At 71.6% G+C, this 17,147-nt stretch carries 15 protein-coding genes; 8 read left to right on the top strand and 7 right to left on the bottom strand.

The window, feature by feature from the left end:
- Positions 1-506: 506 nt before the first annotated feature.
- Positions 507-1,868 (bottom strand): cellulase family glycosylhydrolase, encoded by a 1,362-nt coding sequence (locus PSH03_RS28730; RefSeq protein WP_238690957.1) that lies wholly within the window; start codon positions 1,866-1,868, stop codon positions 507-509.
- 373 nt (positions 1,869-2,241) lie between these two features.
- Between PSH03_RS28730 and PSH03_RS28725 the strand changes: the two genes are divergently transcribed.
- Positions 2,242-3,204 (top strand): TIGR03557 family F420-dependent LLM class oxidoreductase, encoded by a 963-nt coding sequence (locus PSH03_RS28725; protein WP_210786659.1) that lies wholly within the window; start codon positions 2,242-2,244, stop codon positions 3,202-3,204.
- Positions 3,201-4,076: an alpha/beta fold hydrolase gene (locus PSH03_RS28720; RefSeq protein WP_238690956.1), complete on the top strand. Its 876-nt coding sequence runs from the start codon at positions 3,201-3,203 to the stop codon at positions 4,074-4,076. Before PSH03_RS28725 ends, PSH03_RS28720 begins: the two co-directional genes overlap by 4 nt.
- Before the next feature lie 137 nt (positions 4,077-4,213).
- Here the strand turns inward: PSH03_RS28720 and PSH03_RS28715 are convergent, their stop codons facing one another.
- The 6 genes from PSH03_RS28715 to PSH03_RS28690 all read right to left on the bottom strand — a co-directional run bounded on the left by PSH03_RS28715 (position 4,214) and on the right by PSH03_RS28690 (position 9,501).
- Positions 4,214-5,023 (bottom strand): endonuclease/exonuclease/phosphatase family protein, encoded by an 810-nt coding sequence (locus tag PSH03_RS28715; RefSeq protein ID WP_238690955.1) that lies wholly within the window; start codon positions 5,021-5,023, stop codon positions 4,214-4,216.
- A gap of 11 nt (positions 5,024-5,034) precedes the next feature.
- Positions 5,035-6,525 (bottom strand): phosphatase PAP2 family protein, encoded by a 1,491-nt coding sequence (locus PSH03_RS28710; RefSeq protein WP_210786662.1) that lies wholly within the window; start codon positions 6,523-6,525, stop codon positions 5,035-5,037.
- Between the two features lie 69 nt (positions 6,526-6,594).
- Positions 6,595-7,596: a YihY/virulence factor BrkB family protein gene (locus PSH03_RS28705; RefSeq protein WP_210786664.1), complete on the bottom strand. Its 1,002-nt coding sequence runs from the start codon at positions 7,594-7,596 to the stop codon at positions 6,595-6,597.
- Positions 7,589-8,593, bottom strand: a complete 1,005-nt coding sequence (locus PSH03_RS28700) for a diacylglycerol/lipid kinase family protein (protein ID WP_238690954.1) — start codon at positions 8,591-8,593, stop codon at positions 7,589-7,591. The genes PSH03_RS28705 and PSH03_RS28700 overlap by 8 nt, the downstream gene beginning before the upstream one ends.
- Positions 8,594-8,686: 93 nt before the next feature.
- Entirely contained in the window at positions 8,687-9,265 is a 579-nt protein-coding gene (locus PSH03_RS28695) for a Clp protease N-terminal domain-containing protein (protein ID WP_210786666.1), read from the bottom strand.
- The gene (locus tag PSH03_RS28690) at positions 9,265-9,501 is read right to left on the bottom strand and encodes an HTH domain-containing protein (protein WP_030336062.1); all 237 of its coding nucleotides are present in this window, start codon (positions 9,499-9,501) and stop codon (positions 9,265-9,267) included. The genes PSH03_RS28695 and PSH03_RS28690 overlap by 1 nt, the downstream gene beginning before the upstream one ends.
- Positions 9,502-9,646: 145 nt before the next feature.
- On the opposite strand from PSH03_RS28690, the gene PSH03_RS28685 reads away from it, so the two are divergent.
- From PSH03_RS28685 to PSH03_RS28660, 6 genes are all read left to right on the top strand, one after another.
- Positions 9,647-10,186 (top strand): PadR family transcriptional regulator, encoded by a 540-nt coding sequence (locus PSH03_RS28685; protein WP_238690953.1) that lies wholly within the window; start codon positions 9,647-9,649, stop codon positions 10,184-10,186.
- Positions 10,183-10,911: an ABC transporter ATP-binding protein gene (locus tag PSH03_RS28680; protein WP_238690952.1), complete on the top strand. Its 729-nt coding sequence runs from the start codon at positions 10,183-10,185 to the stop codon at positions 10,909-10,911. Before PSH03_RS28685 ends, PSH03_RS28680 begins: the two co-directional genes overlap by 4 nt.
- A 1-nt stretch (position 10,912) precedes the next feature.
- Positions 10,913-12,676 (top strand): FtsX-like permease family protein, encoded by a 1,764-nt coding sequence (locus PSH03_RS28675; RefSeq protein WP_238690951.1) that lies wholly within the window; start codon positions 10,913-10,915, stop codon positions 12,674-12,676.
- A 103-nt stretch (positions 12,677-12,779) separates the two neighbouring features.
- Positions 12,780-13,640, top strand: a complete 861-nt coding sequence (locus PSH03_RS28670; protein ID WP_210786680.1) for a universal stress protein — start codon at positions 12,780-12,782, stop codon at positions 13,638-13,640.
- A 66-nt stretch (positions 13,641-13,706) separates the two neighbouring features.
- Positions 13,707-16,100 (top strand): phosphoketolase family protein, encoded by a 2,394-nt coding sequence (locus PSH03_RS28665; RefSeq protein ID WP_238690983.1) that lies wholly within the window; start codon positions 13,707-13,709, stop codon positions 16,098-16,100.
- 11 nt (positions 16,101-16,111) lie between these two features.
- Positions 16,112-16,969 carry a universal stress protein gene (locus PSH03_RS28660; RefSeq protein WP_238690950.1) on the top strand — a complete coding sequence of 286 codons (858 nt, stop codon included), beginning with the start codon at positions 16,112-16,114 and terminating at the stop codon, positions 16,967-16,969.
- Positions 16,970-17,147: the final 178 nt, after the last annotated feature.

Here is a 17,147-nt window from a genome sequence, read left to right as displayed (position 1 = left end):
GCACGGGGAACAGCGGCGCGACCCGCCGCGGCGGCGTGGGTGGGTGGGTGTGCTGGGCCGGCTTTGGAGCTGATGCCGTAAACGATTCATCCACTGGTCCGGGCGCCGGGCGCACGGCCAGTCCGATGGCGAAGTCTGGTTCGTCAACGGGGGTCTGATTCGTGGCGAAGTCCGCTTCGTCGCCACAACCGATTCGTTTGTGACATCAGCTCCAAAGGCGTTCTGTGATAGCTGCCGAGGTCGTACGGACGCCACTTCACGGGCCGTACGGACGCCACGCGACGGGTCAGCTCGACGTCGATCGGACGTGGGCGGGCCGGCCGGGCGGGGGCGTCGCCGGCACTAGCCCGGAGCGGTGTTCCTGGGTGAGTCGGTGGGGCTCGCCAAGCTCACCGGCATCGCACTGATCATCGCCGGGGTGGTCATCGTGAACCTGGCCGGGGAGCACTGACCACTACGGTGTCCGGTGGCCGGGTCCGGCGCGGACCCGACCACCGGTCCGACGGTCAGCTCGCCGTGCAGCTCACCACCGGCAGGCTGTTGGTGCCGGTCCAACTGCCGAGGAAGCCGAAGCTGGCGCTGGCACCGGCGGCCAGCCGTCCGTTGTAGTCGGTGTTGCGGGCGGTCACCGTGGTTCCGCTGCTGGTGAGGGCCACATTCCAGGACTGGGTGACGCGCTGGCCGTTGGCGAAGGTCCACCCGGCGGTCCAGCCGGTGATCGCCCTCGCGCCGGCGGTCACCCGTACCTCACCCTGGAAGCCGCCCTGCCACTGGTTGGTCACCGTGAACGTCGCCGTGCAGCCACCGTTCGGCGGGGGCGTCGTCGGTGGCGACGTCGTCGGGGGTGGGGTGGTCGGCGGAGGCGTCGTCGGCGGTGGGGTGCCGCCGAAGACGCTGGCCTCGCGGGAGGTCTGCCGGATGCCGTTGACTCCGTTGAAGAGGCGCTGGCCCCAGTCGCTCAGGCTCGCCGGATTGAAGTTGGTGGCCAGGTCGAGATACTCGACGCCGCCGCCGTTGCCGCTCCACGACCAGCCCAGCCAGCCGATCCCGTTGGCCTGGCTGTAGGCGAGGATGGCGTCCTCGTCCGGGTTGCCGTCGGAGTGGTTGAAGCCGAACTCACCGACCACGATGGGCAGCCCGGCGGTACGGAACCGGCCCAGGTAGTCGCTGATCTCCGCGGCGGTGTCGAACACCCCGTACATGTGGATGGAGAACACGGTGTTGCGGGCCGGGTCGGCGGCGAAGACCGACGCGGCGTTGTCGCGCATGGTGAACGACCAGTCCTGCCCCCAGTTCGGCGCGTCCACCATGATCGTGTGGGTCAACCCGCCGGCCCGCAGGCGCTTGATGGCATTGGCGCTGTCGGTGGCCCACGAGGCGTAGTTCTGGTTGCCGTACGGCTCGTTGCCGATGTTGACGATGACGTACCTCTCCTGGCCGGCGAGGACGTCGGCGAGGCTGAGCCAGTAGTCGACGGCGCGGTCGAGGGTGATCGCGCCGCTCTGCTCGCCGTACCCGGTGGTGTCGTGCACCTCCAGCACGCAGATCAGCCGGTTGGCCTTGCAGAGCGAGATGACGTTGGCGACGTCGGCGTTGGTGTTGCGGGTCCACCGGTCGCCGCTGGAGAGCACCACCCGCACGGTGTTCGCGCCGAGGGCCTTGACGTCGGCGAAGGAGCTGGTCTGCTGCGGGTACCAGGTGTGCGCGTGGTTGACGCCGCGCATGATGAATTCGGCGCCGTTGGCGTCGTACAACTTGCCGCCAGCGACGGAGAAACCAGCCGCGGCGTGCGCCGGCTGGCCGAACGCCAGCACTGTGACGAGCAACGCGAGAAGTGTCGCGCCGGCGGCGGAGAGTCGAGTCTTCATGGCCTTCCTCAGGGAGGACCCCCGGTGCCCGACAGGGGTGGGACGTGACAGGGGAAGGCGGCTGCAGCCCGGCAGCCGCGCCCGGCTCCGGCGCAGGCATCAGCGTAGGACGATGGATTGGTCCCCGCAACCGGTTCAGTAGACGGGCCCGCAGCCCGGACAGCCGCAACGGCCCACGCGGACGCAGGCCGTCACGGGGCGGTCATCCCCACCACAGGATGTGCGCCACACCCGGCTCTTAACCGGTTAAGAGCGACGGTAGGCAGGCGGCCGGGATCCGTCAAGCACTACGGCAGCCGAACCGGACGGGAGGGTTGACCGCCGTGCACCGGGGTATCCCGGGAACGATCCGTCAGCGAGAGGGGATACCAGGATGGTCAGCGTCGGCTACACCCTGATGAGCGAGCAGGCCGGGCCCAAGCAGCTGGTGGACCATGCCGTACGCGCCGAGGCGGCTGGTTTCGACCAACTGGTGATGTCCGACCACTACTACCCCTGGCTGGACTCCCAGGGCCACTCCCCGTACGCCTGGTCGGTGCTCGGCGCGGTCGCCCATGCCACCTCCCGCGCGGAGCTGATGTCGTTCGTGACCTGCCCGATCCGCCGCTACCACCCGGCCGTGGTCGCGCAGAAGGCCAGCACCATCGGGGCGCTCTCGGACGGCCGTTTCACCCTCGGCCTGGGCGCCGGGGAGAACCTGAACGAGCACGTGGTCGGCGGCTGGCCACACGTCCAGCAGCGGCACGAGATGTTCGAGGAGGCGTTGCAGATCATCCGCCCGTTGCTCAACGGGGAGACGCTGACCTTCTCCGGCAACCACTTCGACGTGCCCGACGCGTACGTCTGGGACCGCCCGGAACGGCCGGTGCCGATGGCCATCGCCGCGTCCGGTCGACAGTCCGCGACGCTGGCCGCCGAGTACGGCAACGGCCTCATCTCCACCGAACCCGACCGGCACATCATCGAGATGTACGACGACGCCGGGGGCGCCGGCCAGCCGCGCTACGGCCAGGTGGCCATCTGCTACGGCCCCGACGAGGCGGAGTGCCGCAAGATCGTGCACGACCAGTTCCGCTGGTTCGGAATGGGTTGGAAGGTCAACGCCGACCTGCCCGGCCCGGAGTCCTTCGCCGCCGCCACCCAGTTCGTCCGCGAGGAGGACGTCGCCGAGGGCATCTCCTGCGGTCCGGAGGTGGACGCGCACGTCGAGGCGTTCCGCAAGTTCGTCGACGCCGGCTTCACGCACGTGGCGATCATCCAGGTCGGTGGGGAGACCCAGCCGATGTTCCTGGACTGGGCGCAGGAGCAACTGCTGCCCCGGCTGCGCGAGCTGTGAACCGAGGTGCGGCACCTCGGCCGCCCGGATCGACCCGCAGCAGCGCCGTCGGCCGGTTCGGGCCGGCCGAGCTGCGGCTCGCCATGGCCGCGCCCCGGCCGGCCGGCGGGCTGACCAGCGAGTGGCGGGTCGTCGACGGACTACGCACCCACACCCGCCGCAGCGCCGACCCGGGGACCGGGGCGCCGCCAGTGGTGCTCGTACACGGCCTGGCGGTCTCGCACCGGTATCTCACCCCGCTGGCCGTCGCGCTCGCCGCCACCCATCAGGCGTACGTGCCGGACCTGCCCGGCTTCGGGCTCACCGAACACCCCCGGGGCGCGTACGACGTCCGCCGGCACGCCGACCACCTGGCCGCCTGGCTGGCCGCGTACCGGTTGCCGCCGGTCTGCCTGCTCGGGCACTCGTTCGGCGCGGAGGTGGCCGCCGCGGTCGCCGCGACCCGCCCCGACGCGGTACGCGCGCTGGTGTTGGCCGGGCCGACCAGCGACCCGGCGGCCCGGTCCCGATGGGACCAGTTCGGTCGTTGGCTGGTGGACAGCCTGCGCGAGGCGCCGCTACAGGCCCCGATCCTGGTACGGGACGTCTGGAACGCCCGGCCCTGGCGGGTCCTCGCCACGCTGTCGCACTCGGTCCGCAACGCCATCGAGGTGGACCTCGTCCGGGTCAGCGCGCCGACCGTCGTCGTGACCGGCGGCCGCGACCCGGTCGTGCCGCGACGGTGGCGGGACGAGGCGACGCGGCTGGTGCCGCAGGCGGCCCTGGTGGTCGTTCCCGGTGCCGCGCACAACGTGGTCACGACCGCCCCGACTGCGGTCGCGGACGCGATCCGGCACCTGCTCGCCCCTCATCCCGCACTCACGGACAGGTGAACGTCATGCGCTTCGGCAACACGGAGATCCGCCCGCTCGGCGGGGGCCTCGGCTGCCTCCTGATGATCCTCTTCTCGATCGTGGCCTCGGTGGTGCTGACCGTCCTGCTGAATCTGGTGCTCTGAGCCCCGCGCGTCTCAGCCGGGAGACAGCTCCAGCGTGGCGAGCAGTGGATAGTGGTCGGAGGCGGTGGCCGCCGCGCCGTCGCGGATCACCCGACAGTCGTGCGTGCGTCGCGCCACCGCCGGGCTGCCGAGCAGATAATCCAACCGCATCCCGGCGAACTCGGTCCCGCCGAGCCGGGTGGGCACGGTGTGACCGGCGACCTCCGGTGCGTCGACATTGCCCGACGGCCACAGGTCGACAAGGCCGGCGGCGAGCAGCCGGCCGATCGCGCGGGTGTCCACGGCGCCACCGGAGCGACGCAGGTGCCGCCGCCGGTACAGGGTGGGCATGCCGGCCAGGCGGGCGGTGTGGTCGACGGTCGGGTCGAGCGAGTTGAGGTCACCGGTGACCAGCGTCAGCGGCCCCTGGTCACGGCGCATCGCGGCGACCAACCAGTCGACCTCCATCCGCCGCCGACCCCCGGAGTACGGGTAGAGGTGGGTGCCCAGCACTGTGAACGGGCCGGCGGACGTGTCCACCACGACGCGGGCGGCGGCGTGGTGGAACGGACGACGCACCGATCCCGCGTCGACGACCCGGTACGGCGGCCGGACCAGCACCGCCACCGGCTGCCCGAAGCAGGACCGGGCCAGGTGGGGAATCATTCCCACCCGGCCCGCCACGCTGGCCATCAGCCCGTCCCGGTCGAAGCCGCGCAACTCCTGCAGGGCCAACACGTCCGGCGCCTGCTCGTCGACGACCTGGACCACCTGATCCAACCGGTCGAGTCCGCCGCGATCCCGCCCGCCGGTGCGGATGTTCCAGGTCATCACCCGCAGCACGACGGCGGCGCCTAGTCGGCTCGGCCGGCCCGCGCCAGCTCGTCGTCGAGGGTGTCCACGTCCTCCGACTCGATGGCCGGCCGGTTGCCTTCCTTCAGGTCCTCGTTGGGGCGGATCACCAGGTAGAGCAAGCCGATCCAGAGCGCGGAGAGCAGGATCGCGCCCATGAAGTCGGTCGGGTGGTGCATCCCCCGGTACATCCGGGACGTGGCCACCCCGACCGGCATGAGCACTGCCAGCGCCACGAAGATCCAACGCCACCACCGGTCGGTACGCGGGAAGACGATGAGGGTGATCGCCAGCCAGACGCAGATCGTGGCCGCGATGTGCCCGGACGGGAACGACGAGGTGGGCATCTGCCCGTCCAGGTTCTCCACCGGCGGACGCGGCCGGTCGATCGCGCGGGCAGACGCCAGGAAGAGGGTCAACTCCCCCACCATCGCCAGCGCCACGAAGAGCACCGGGCGCCAGCGCCGCCACACCGCCAGCACCAGCGGGCAGAACACCAGCGAGATCAGCAGGATGGCATGGGTGTCACCGAACTTGCTCCACCACCAGCTGACGTCGGTCAGCACCTCGGTGTGCCGCTCGGCGAACCACTGCGGCACCTTCGTGTCGAGGGTGTCGAAGAAGGTGCCCTTGGCGTGGTAGCTGACGTACGTGCCGAAGCCGTACAGCGCCCCGAACACGATCACCCAGCCGACCAGCAGCTCGGCCACCGCCGAGCGGGGATGGGCCAGCACGTGTTCCTCGGCCGGGGCGGGGGCGATGTCGTGCCCCGCCTCCGGCTCCAGGCCCTCGGTCAGCGGCGGCACCGGCCGCCCCCGCTCCCGCCGCCACAGTCGGAAGGCGTACGCGGTGACGCCCAGCCAGGCGGCCCCGAGCAGCCAGGCGGCCAGCACGTCGGAGACGAAGTGCACGCCCAGCGCGATCCGGGTCAGCCCGACCAGTGCCACCAGCACACCGACGCCGACGATGGCCGGCTTGCGCCAGCGGGGCGCCATCGCCGGCAGGAACACCAGCAGCAGCGCTCCATACGCGACGAACGAGCCGAGCGCGTGCCCGCTCGGGAAGCTGTTGCCGGGCGCGCTGGCGATCGGCACGTCCACTACCGGGCGGAGCCGGCCGACAAGCGTCTTCAGTGACGGGTCCAGGATCAGGCCACCGACCCCCGTGATGATCAGATAGACGGCGAGTCGGGGCTGCCGCCGGATCAGCAACCCGACCACGGCGATGGTGACCAACCAGATGAGGATCGGTCGGCCGCCCAGGTCCGTCACCGCCTGAAGGACGGTGACCAGCGCGTGGTGCGGGGCGACGAGCCCGTTGAACCACTCGGCGAGCCCGTGGTCGACATCCTGCAACGGGCTCCACTGCACCCGGACGAGCAACAACAGCAGCCCGAAGGCCACCCCGGCACCGGTGACGGCCACCAGACCGGCAATGCTCCGTTCGGCGAAATGACCGATCGGACGGTGCGCCACCTCTTTGACCGCGGTCACCCCGCACCTCCCTTGTGTGTCTGGCGAGGCGCTTTACCCGATCCGCGTCCGTCGTACACGCCGGTGCTGCTAGAGCGCCGACATGTCCCCGGTGTCGTACAGCTCGGCGCGGTCCGGGTCGGGCTCCCACAGATCCGGTTGGGCGGGCTCGCGCGCACCGATGCGCAGCGCCTCCAGTTGGGCGGCGAAGGACAGCCCGCCGAAGAGCGCCATCCCGGTCAGGTTGGCCCAGAGCAGCAGCGCCATCATGCCGGTCAGGGCGCCGTAGGTCTGCCCGAAACCGTCACTGAACCGCACGTACGCGGCGAGCAGCAGGCTGGCCAGCCACCACAGCGCCGTGGCGATGCCGGCACCGAACAACAGCCAGGACAGGCCGGGCTGGTTGCGGCGCGGCGCGTGTCGGAACAGCACGGCCACGGCGACCACGGTCAGCCCGAGACTCAGCGGGAAGCGGATCACGTCCCAGATGCCGTGGGCGAGTTCGCCCCACTCGTAGTGTTCGCGGACCGAGTCGCCCATCGCGCCGCCGCCGACCAGGATCAGGAAGCCGGCGAGCGCGGGCAGGCCGGCGGTGACGGCCAGCACGGCGGCTCGCAGGTACTTGCGCAGCGCCGGGCGGTCCCGCTCGACGCCGTAGATGCGGTTGGCGCCCCGCTCGATCTGGGCCATCGTGGTGGTGAGCGCGAACAGGCCGGTGAGCAGACCGAGGGTGAGCGCCAGCTCCCCGGCGTCCTCGACACGCTCGCCCTCGCCGAGCAGCTCGCCGACCATCTGCGAACTCTGGCCCGGGGTGAGCGCCAGGACGGTGTCGGCGACCACCTGGCCGCCCTCCTCGACGCCCAGCTCGCTGATCAGGCCGGTGAGGGCGATCAGGAACGGCACCACGGCGAGGCAGAGTTGCAGCGCGAAGGCCCGGGAGTGGCTGAACCCGTCGCCGTAGCGGAACCGGATGAACGCGTCCCGCAGCAGGTGCCAACCGCCCTGTCCGCGCAGTGTGTGCCAGGCGTCGTCGGCGGACAGCTCCTCGTCGGCCATCAGCCGGGTCTCCGGCACGATCCGGGTACTACTCACTGCGGGCTTCCTCGATCAGCTGCTCGCCCCGCTCCCCGGCACCTTGCGCGTCGACGGCCAGGTCGGGGGCGTCCTCGGGCTGGGGGACGCAGAGCCAGAGCGCCTGCGGCCGAACCTCCGCCCGCAACTGCCGGCCCGGGGAGATCAGGTCGCCGTCCAACTCCCGAGGTTGCGCCCGGTTGCTGGTGACCACCACCCGCCGGCCCCGGAAGATCTCGAGCTGCGGCACCTGGCCGCTGCGGCGGACCACCGCCCAGCCGAGCGCGAGCCAGTGCCGCAGGTTGCGCGGGGTGAGCACGGCGACATCGAGCCAGCCGTCGTCCGGCTCGGCCTCGGTCAACAGGGTCACGCCGCCCTGCAGCCGGCCGACGTTGGCGATCAGGACCGAACGGGCCCGGCGGCGTAGCGGAGGCCGGTCGTCGATGCGGATCTGCACCCGCATCGGCCGGTCCCGTAGGTGGCGGGCGGCACCCATCACGTACGCCGGCCAGCCGATGCGGGCCTTGGTGGTCTCGTTTGTGGCTTCGAGCATCTGGGCGTCGAAGCCCATGCCGGCCATCACTGTGAAGTACCTGTCCTCGACGGCGCCGACGTCGAGCAGCCGTCGGCCGCGTTCGACGGCGACCTGCAACCCGGCGGCGAGGTCGGTGGAGAGCCCCAGGTTGGCGGCGAGCAGGTTGCCGGTGCCCTGCGGCAGCACGGCGAGGGCCACGTCGGTGCCGACCAACCCGCTGACGCAGGACATCACTGTGCCGTCGCCCCCGCAGGCGAAGACCAGGTCGACGCCGGCCTTGACGGCCTGCTCGGTCTGGCCACGCCCCGGGTCGTCGACTGTCGTCTCGTACCACTGAGGCGCGGGCCAGCCGGCCGCGGTCAGGGCGTCGTCGACGGTACGGCGCAACTCGTCGAGATCGTCGACCTTGACCGGGTTGACCACCACAGCGGAGCGCAACCCGCCGTCGCCGCCCGAGGGCCGCCTGTCCTGTCCAGCATCCACGGCGCCAGTGTGCAGCACCCGGACGGCTTCAGCGACCCGGCGACCGGCGCACGTCGGAAGTGCCACAGACACGTTTCAACCCGGCCCCACCCGTCAGGCCGCCGCCCGCAGTGCAAGCTCCACCCGCCGGCGCAGATCGTCGAGGTCGACACCGGACTCGGTGAGCACCAACGCGCCCAGCCCGTTGCCCTCCCGGAGCACCCCGAGCAGGATGTGCTCGGTGCCGATGTGCCGGTGGCGCAGCCGCAGGGCCTCACGCAGGGACAGCTCCAGCACCTTCTTCGAGCGGGGCGAGAACGGGCCGCCGAGGTACCGCCTACGCCCCCAGCGGCGGCGTGGCGCCGGCACCGCCTCCCGTAGCGCGTCCGGGCCGAAGGACTGCTCGATGCGGGCCACGATCGCGGCCAGGTCGATGCCGATCTCCCGCAGCGCTGCGGCGTCCGCGTCGCCGAGGCCCGCGCCGCCGCTGGCGGTGTGCCGGCGGACGCGTTCGCGCAGGTCGTCGGCGCGTACCCCGGCGTCGGCGAGCACCCGGCTGGCCAGCCCGGCCTCGTCGGCGAGCAGGGCGAGCAGCAGGTGCTCGGTGCCCACCGGCCGCTGGCCCTCGACCCGTGCCTCCTCCAGCGCCCGCCGCACCACGTCGCGCGCCCGGTCGGTGAACCGTTCGAACATCACGCCTCCCAGGATGAGTTGACCGCCGGTCGCCCGGCGTGCTTCTTGTGCACTGCCTGCCGGCTGACCTCGAGCGTGTCGGCGATCTCCTGCCAGGACCAACCCTGTCGTCGGGCGTTGTCCACCTGGACCACCTCGAGCCGCTCGAGCAGCCGGCGTAGCGCGCGGACGGCGCGCAGCCCGACCCGGGGGTCGGTGCTGCCGGCTGCCGCCGCGAGTTCTGTCGCCTGACTCATGCCGTCAACATACGTTGACAGCGCGTCTCGTGTCAACCCTGGTTGACGAACGCTTGCCTGTTCCGTCCGCCGCACCCCACCCACCGACTTGACAGCGCTATAGCTAGCCGTTATCCATTAACGATCTAGACGAAGGATGTGCTCCGTGCAGGACGTGGTGCTGGCCATGCTGGCCAAGGAGCCGGCGCACGGATACCAGCTGCGCAGCCGGCTGCGTGCCGCGCTGGGCCCGCTGGGCGAGGCGATGAACGCCGGGCAGATCTACGTGACGCTGACCCGCCTCGGCAAGGCAGGGCTGGTGACCTCGCAGCGGGCCGAGGGCCTACCGGACCGGCCCGAACGCCGGGTGTACGCGCTGACCCCGGAGGGGCAGCAGCGAGTCGCCACCTGGCTGGCCGAAGTGAACTGGCCGAAGCCGGACCTCGCGGAGTTTCACCTCAAGCTGGTCGCTGCCGCGACAGCCCGGCTGGCCGATCCGGTGGCCCTGGTTGACGCCCAGCGGCGTGAGGTGCTGCGCCGGCTGCGCGACGCCCAACGGGCCGCGTTGGAGCGATCGGTGGATCCGGTTGCCGGGCTGCTGCTGGAGGGTGTCGTGCTGCGGCTGCGGGCCGACCTGGAATGGCTGGAGGCGTGCGAACGCCTATGGGCTGAACTTGATCCGACCGGACGGAAGGCGGGGGCGTGACCGGGTCGACGGTATTGCAGGCGCATGGCCTGAGCATGCTTTACGGCGACGAGCACGCGCTGGTCCGCGCGGTCGACGAGGTCGACCTGAACGTGCCGGCCGGGCAGTCGCTGGCGGTGATGGGGCCCAGCGGCTGCGGCAAGTCCACCCTGCTGTACCTGCTCGGCGGGCTGCAACGCCCGACCGGCGGTGAGGTGTGGCTGGCCGACCGTCGGATCGACACGATGAGCGAACGGGCCCTGGCCCGGCTGCGGCGTGACAGCCTCGGGTTCGTCTTCCAGTCGTTCCACCTCATGGACGAGCTCACCGCGGTCGAGAATGTGGAGCTGGCCGCGCTGCTGGCCGGCCATTCACCAGGCAGGGCCCGCAAGCGGGCGATGTATCTGCTGGACCGGGTGGGGCTGGCCGACCGCGCCACGCACCTGCCCTCGGCACTGTCCGGTGGGCAGCGCCAGCGGGTCGCCATCGCCCGCGCGTTGAGCAACGAGCCGCTGGTCGTGCTGGCCGACGAACCCACCGGCAACCTGGACAGCGCCGCCACCCTGGACGTGCTGCGGCTGTTCGAGGAGCTACGCACCGCAGGACAGACCCTCGTGGTGGTCACCCACGACCCCCGCATCGCCGCGGTCGCCGACCGGGTGATCGCCATGCGTGACGGCGCGTTCGTCGACGACAACCGACTTGCCAGCACCGCCACCGGCACCCTCTACGGCGGGCGGAGCTGACATGGCCGGCCGCCTCCTGCTCGTCTGCCGGCTACTGATGCGCGACCTGCGCCGTCGCCGAACCGAAACCGTCCTGCTTCTGACCGCGATCACCGCCGCCACCGCCACACTGACCGTCGGCCTCACCCTCAACGAACTCGCGGACCGGCCGTACCAACAGACCCGGACGGCCACCGCCGGCCCGGACGTGATCGTGACACCCCGGGCCACCGGCCAGGCCGCACTGGACGAACTCGCATCGCTTAGCACCGGGGCCGGCGTCACCGATCACAGCGGCCCCTTCCCGATCGCCTACCTGACGATGACGGCCCACGGCAAGTCCGCGCACACCGTCGTGGCGGGCCGGGACACCGCACCCGCATCGATCGACCGGCCCGCCGTGACCGACGGCACCTGGGTACGCCCCGGCGGCGTGGTCGTCGAGCGCGCCTTCGCCGACGCCCTCGGCATCCGCATCGGCGACACGGTCAACATCGGCGGCCATCCGCTGCGCGTGATCGGGACCGCGGTCACCGCCGCGAGAGCGACGTACCCGTACGCCGGGTGGCACTATCCCGGCAGCGTCCTGGTCGAGCGCGGCGGCCTGGTCTGGGTCGACCACAGCAACATCGCCACGCTCGCCGGCAGCCAGCCCCTGTCGTACACCCTCAACCTCAAACTCGCCGACCCGGCGGCCAGCAGCACATACCCCATCGGCGACCAGCTCACCACCTGGCAGGCGATCAGCTACCTCAACGGTCGGCTGTACAGCGACGCGCAGATCGCCCTGCTCGTCGGCAGCTGGCTGCTCAACGGCCTTGCGCTGGCCGGCGTCGCCGGCATCGTCGCGGGCCGGATCATCGGCCAACGTCGCCGGGTGGGGCTGCTCAAGGCCGTCGGCGCCGGCCCGGCCATGATCGCCGCCGTCCACCTCGCCGAGTACCTCGTGATCGGGCTTGCGGCCGCCGCCGCGGGCTTGGCCGCGGGCTGGTTCGCCGCACCCGCGCTGATCCGCCCCAGCGCCGGGCTCATCGGCTCCGTCAACGCCCAGCCACCTGCGCTACGCATGGTGGTCGCCGTCGTGGTCCTTGCCCTCGCGATCGCTGTGGCGGCGACTCTGGTGCCGGTGTTGCGCGCCGCCACCACCAGCACCGTTCACGCGCTCGCCGACGCCGCAACACCACCGCGGCGTCGGCGGTGGCGCATCTGGCTGTCACGGCGGCTGCCCACCCCCCTGCTGATCGGGGTACGCATCAACGCGCGCCGGCCGCGCCGCGCCCGGCTGGTCACCGTGAACGCCCTGATCACCACAACCACGCTCGTCGGCGTTTTCATGGTCAACAGCCAGGCGGTGCACTTCGACCTCGGCTACACCGAACTCGCCAACCCCCGGGTGGAACGGGGCGAGCAGGCCACGCTCGTGCTCACCGTCGTGCTGTGCATTCTCGCGCTCATCAACGCCGTCGTGAGCGCCTTGGGCGCGGTCCTCGACGCCCGGCAGCCACTGGCCGTCGCGCGGACGCTCGGTGCGACGCCCGCGCAGGCAGGCCTGGGGCTGGCGGTAGCGCAACTGCTTCCAGCCATACCCGGCGTCGCAGTGGGGATCCCGGCCGGCGTCGGGCTCGTTACGTTGGTCAGCACCGGCGAAGTCCAGTACCCACCCGGTTCCTCCCTGCTCGCCACCGCGCTCGGAGTCCTGCTCGCCATCGCCGCGCTCACCGCCATCCCCGCGATGGTTGCCGCACGGCGTCCGGTTGTGGACACACTCAGGTCCGCACCGACCTGACCGGCCGAGCCATCCGATCCCGCCCGCCGCCACGCTCATCCGACTACCCTCGGTCAGGGACAGCTTGGTCGTGCCGGGCGCGACGCCCGGGAGGTGATATCGGATGGCCGCACCCGCCGACGCAGCGGTGCTGGTCGGCCTCGGGTCGGAACTCGACCTCCCGGTCGTCGAACAGGCCGCGCAGGAGGCCGCCGGACACGGCCGGCCGCTGCACCTGCTGCACACCTTCGACTGGCGCGCGGCCTTCGCCGCGGACACCGTCGCCGCACCCCGCGACCAGGCCGAAGAGCTGATCACCCGCGCCGCCCAGCTCGCCCACCAGACCGAGCCGGGGCTGACCGTACGCGGGGAGATCGTCGAGAGCGCCATGCTGCCCACCCTCATCCGCCGCTCGGAGGGCACCTTCCTGCTGGCCGTCGGCGACAGCGGCATGGCGGGCAGCGGCCAGTGCGTTCCGGCCGAGACGACCGCCGTGCAGTTGGCCGCACGCGCCGGCTGCCCCCTGTTGGTGGTCCGACGTGAGCCGCCGCCGCAGGGCCCGGTGCTGGTGGGCGTCGACGGCTCGCCCAGCTCCCACCTCGCCCTCCAGTGGGCCGTGCAGTGTGCGGCCCGCCGGGGCGCTCGACTGCTGGCGCTGCGGGTGGTCGAGTACGACGAGGACACCGACGCGGTCGCCGAGCAGCTCACCGAGGCACTGGCCCGGCACACCGGCCGCGACAGCACAGTGCCGACCGAGTGTCGCGTGGTACGCGGCGACCCCGCCGAGGTGCTGATCGACACCTCCCGCAACACGCAGGTGGCGCTGGTCGCCGCCCGCGGCGACGAACCGGGGCGGGCCATGCTGGGCGCGGTCGCCCAGTCCCTGCTCTACCACTCCCCGGCCCCGGTGGTAGTGGTCCGCGGTCTGGCCGAGGCGCCGCTGACCGGGCCCGACGCCCACCCGGCGCGAGACCAACGGCCCTGACCCGGGGCGTCCGCAGCGGCCAGGCTGGACACCGGACGCCCACTCCTACCCGCGAGAGGCAGCATGATGGAGACCGCTCTCGACGTGCACCGCGCCCTCACCGACGACGAGCTGCGCCGGCTGGACGCCTACTGGCGCGCCGCGAACTACCTCACCGTCGGGCAGATCTACCTGCTGGACAATCCGCTGCTACGCGAGCCGCTGACCCCCGACGACATCAAACCCCGACTGCTCGGGCACTGGGGCACCAGCCCCGGCCTCAACCTGATCTACGCCCACCTCAACCGGGTGATCGTGGCGCGCGACCTCAACGCCATGCTGGTCACCGGCCCCGGTCACGGCGGGCCGGCCATCGTGGCCAACACCTGGCTGGAGGGCACCTGGTCGGAGCGCTACCACGACGTGGCCCGCGACGAGGCCGGGATGTCCCGACTCTTCCGCCAGTTCTCCTTCCCGGGCGGCATCCCCAGCCATGTCGCGGCGGACGTGCCGGGTTCGATCCACGAGGGCGGCGAGCTCGGGTACGCGTTGAGCCACGCCTACGGCGCCGCGTTCGACCACCCGGACCTGCTGGTGGCCTGCGTGATCGGCGACGGCGAGGCGGAGACCGGGCCGCTGGCCGGCAGTTGGCTCTCCGACGTGTTCCTCAACCCGGCGCGCGACGGCGCGGTGCTGCCCATCCTGCACCTCAACGGCTACAAGATCGCCAACCCGACCGTGCTGTCCCGGATCCCCGAGACCGACCTGCTCGACCTCATGCGCGGATCCGGCTACCAGCCGTACGTGGTGGCCGGTGACGAGCCCGCCCGGGTGCACCGGACCCTCGCCGCGACCCTGGACCGTGTGCTGAGCGAGATCGCCGAGATCCAACGGCGGGCCCGTTCCGGAGGCGTCGTCGAACGCCCCCGCTGGCCGATGATCATTCTGCGCACGCCGAAGGGCTGGACCGGCCCGCGTGAGGTCGACGGCACCCAGGTGGAGGGCACCTACCGCGCCCACCAGGTGCCGCTGTCGGGCGTACGCGACAACCCGGCGCACCGGGCCGAGCTGGAGCGCTGGCTGCGCAGCTACCGGCCGGAGGAGCTGTTCGACGCGACCGGCGCGCCGGTGGAGGAACTGCTGACGCTGCCGCCGCGCGGTGACCGACGGATGAGCGCCAACCCGGTCACCAACGGCGGCGTGGTGCTGCGCGACCTGACCCTGCCGGACTTCCGCGACTACGGCGTGGAGGTACCCGAACCGGGTACGCCGATCGCCGGCGCGACAGGGGTGCTCGGCCCCTGGATCCGCGATGTCATCAGCGCCAACCCGGAGACGTTCCGGCTGTTCGGCCCGGACGAGGTCGCGTCCAACCGACTCGGTGCGGCGTTCGAGGTGACCGACCGGGCCTGGGTGGCCGCCACAGTGCCCGGCGACGACCACCTCTCCCCCGACGGACGGGTCATGGAGGTGCTCTCCGAGCACCTGTGCCAGGGCTGGCTGGAGGGCTACCTGCTGACCGGCCGGCACGGCGTGTTCACCAGCTACGAGGCGTTCATCCACATCGTCGACTCGATGCTCAACCAGCACGCCAAGTGGCTGAAGGTGACCCGGGCCATCCCCTGGCGGCAGCCGATCGCCTCGCTGAACTACCTGCTGTCCAGCCACGTCTGGCGGCAGGACCACAACGGCTTCTCCCACCAGGACCCGGGCTTCATCGACCACGTCGTCAACAAGAAGGCCGAGGTGGTGCGGGTCTATCTGCCGCCGGACGCCAACACCCTGCTCGCCACGATGGACCACTGCCTGCGCAGCCGGCACTACATCAACGTGGTGGTGGCCGGTAAGCAGGCCGCCCCGAACTGGCTGACGATGACCGAGGCGATCCAGCACACCCGGCGTGGCCTGGGCATCTGGGAGTGGGCCAGCAACGACGGCGACACCGAACCAGACGTGGTGCTCGCCTGCTGCGGAGACGTGCCCACACTGGAGACGTTGGCCGCTGTCGAGCTTCTGCGCCAGAACCTGCCGACGTTGAAGGTGCGCCTGGTCAACGTGGTCGACCTGATGCGACTCCAGCCGGACACCGAGCATCCACACGGTCTGACCGACAACGAGTTCGACACCATCTTCACCCAGGACCGGCCGGTCATCTTCGCGTACCACGGTTATCCGTGGCTGATCCACCGACTCACCTACCGCCGCACCAACCACGAGAACCTGCACGTGCGCGGTTACAAGGAGGAGGGCACCACCACCACTCCCTTCGACATGGTGATGCTCAACGACCTGGACCGCTTCCACCTGGTCATCGACGTCATCGACCGGGTGCCCGGGCTGGCCGCCAGCGCCGCGCACCTGCGCCAACGGATGGCCGACGCCCGACAGGCGGCCCGCGACTACACCCGCCAGTACGGCGAGGACGACCCCCAGGTCGCCGAATGGCGCTGGGTCCGCGAAACCGACCCGACCACCCCCTGAAGGAGGACGACGTGCGCGACGCGGAGATCCTGGTCGGCTACGACGGCTCCACCGACGCCTCGGTGGCCCTGAACTGGGCAGTGGAGGAGGCGCGGCACAGCGGCCAGCCGGTGCGGCTGGCGTACGTCTTCGAATGGCTGACCGTGGCCAGTTGGGTCGGCCCGGGCGTGGCCCCCGGCGTGTGGCCGGACGACACCGCCCGCCGGCAGGTCGAGGACCTGGTCCGCAGGGCCGCGGCGGACGCCACCGCGGCAAACCCCGGGCTGACCATCACCGGCGAGGTGTACGACGGGCCGCCCGCGCTGGTGTTGCAGGAACGCTCGGCGGAGGCCGGGATGCTGGTGCTGGGCAGCCGGGGTCACGGCGGCTTCGGCGGCCTGCTGGCCGGGTCGACGGCGGTCTCGGTCGCGGCACACGCCCACTGCCCGGTCGTGGTGGTCCGGGACGGGGCCGACAGCGCCGCTACCGACACGTCGGGCCGCCCGGTGGCGGTCGGGGTGGACGGTTCGCAGCCTTCGCTGGTGGCGCTCGGCTTCGCGGCCGAACGGGCGGCGCAGCGGCAGCTGCCGCTGCGCGTCCTGCACGCCTGGACACCGGGCCCCGGCGGGGCGGCCGGGGTGCCCGCCGAGCGGGCCGCCGTGGAACAGGCGCTGGAGCCGTGGCGGCGAACATTCCCCGAGCTGGCGGTGACCGTCGACCTGGAGTCGACAAGCCCGGCCGCGATGCTGATCGAGGCGAGCCAGGACGCGCGGCTGGTGGTGGTCGGCAGCCGCGGCCGGGGCGGCCTCGCGGGGATGCTGCTCGGCTCGGTCAGCCAACAGGTGATCCAGCACTCCCACTGCCCGGTCGCGGTCGTCCGAGAACGCTGACCGGAGCCTCAGGCCATGAGCGTGCGGCGCCTGGTGCTGGCGCGAACTCGGACCGAAATCCTCATCGCTCAAGATAGCCAATCCCGAGATCGGCCTCGCGGTCAGGCTTCTGCGGCTATTCGCCGAGCCAAGCGTTCATACACGGGAGCGGCAAACGCCTATTCGACATCTGCCGCTC

Source organism: Micromonospora salmantinae, from assembly GCF_022230905.1.
Classification (GTDB): Bacteria; Actinomycetota; Actinomycetes; order Mycobacteriales; family Micromonosporaceae; genus Micromonospora; species Micromonospora salmantinae.
The sequence above is the reverse complement of the archived record's forward strand: the minus strand, read 5'-3'. Positions and strand labels throughout refer to the sequence as shown.

What these genes read in the sequence shown, in the direction of transcription:
- PSH03_RS28725 (WP_210786659.1), top strand. Translation starts at nt 2,242, where the DNA reads ATGGTCAGCGTCGGCTACACCCTGATGAGCGAGCAGGCCGGGCCCAAG.
- PSH03_RS28670 (WP_210786680.1), top strand. Translation starts at nt 12,780, where the DNA reads ATGGCCGCACCCGCCGACGCAGCGGTGCTGGTCGGCCTCGGGTCGGAA.
- PSH03_RS28730 (WP_238690957.1), bottom strand. Translation starts at nt 1,868, where the DNA reads ATGAAGACTCGACTCTCCGCCGCCGGCGCGACACTTCTCGCGTTGCTC.
- PSH03_RS28695 (WP_210786666.1), bottom strand. Translation starts at nt 9,265, where the DNA reads ATGTTCGAACGGTTCACCGACCGGGCGCGCGACGTGGTGCGGCGGGCG.
- PSH03_RS28690 (WP_030336062.1), bottom strand. Translation starts at nt 9,501, where the DNA reads ATGAGTCAGGCGACAGAACTCGCGGCGGCAGCCGGCAGCACCGACCCC.
- PSH03_RS28675 (WP_238690951.1), top strand. Translation starts at nt 10,913, where the DNA reads ATGGCCGGCCGCCTCCTGCTCGTCTGCCGGCTACTGATGCGCGACCTG.
- PSH03_RS28665 (WP_238690983.1), top strand. Translation starts at nt 13,707, where the DNA reads ATGGAGACCGCTCTCGACGTGCACCGCGCCCTCACCGACGACGAGCTG.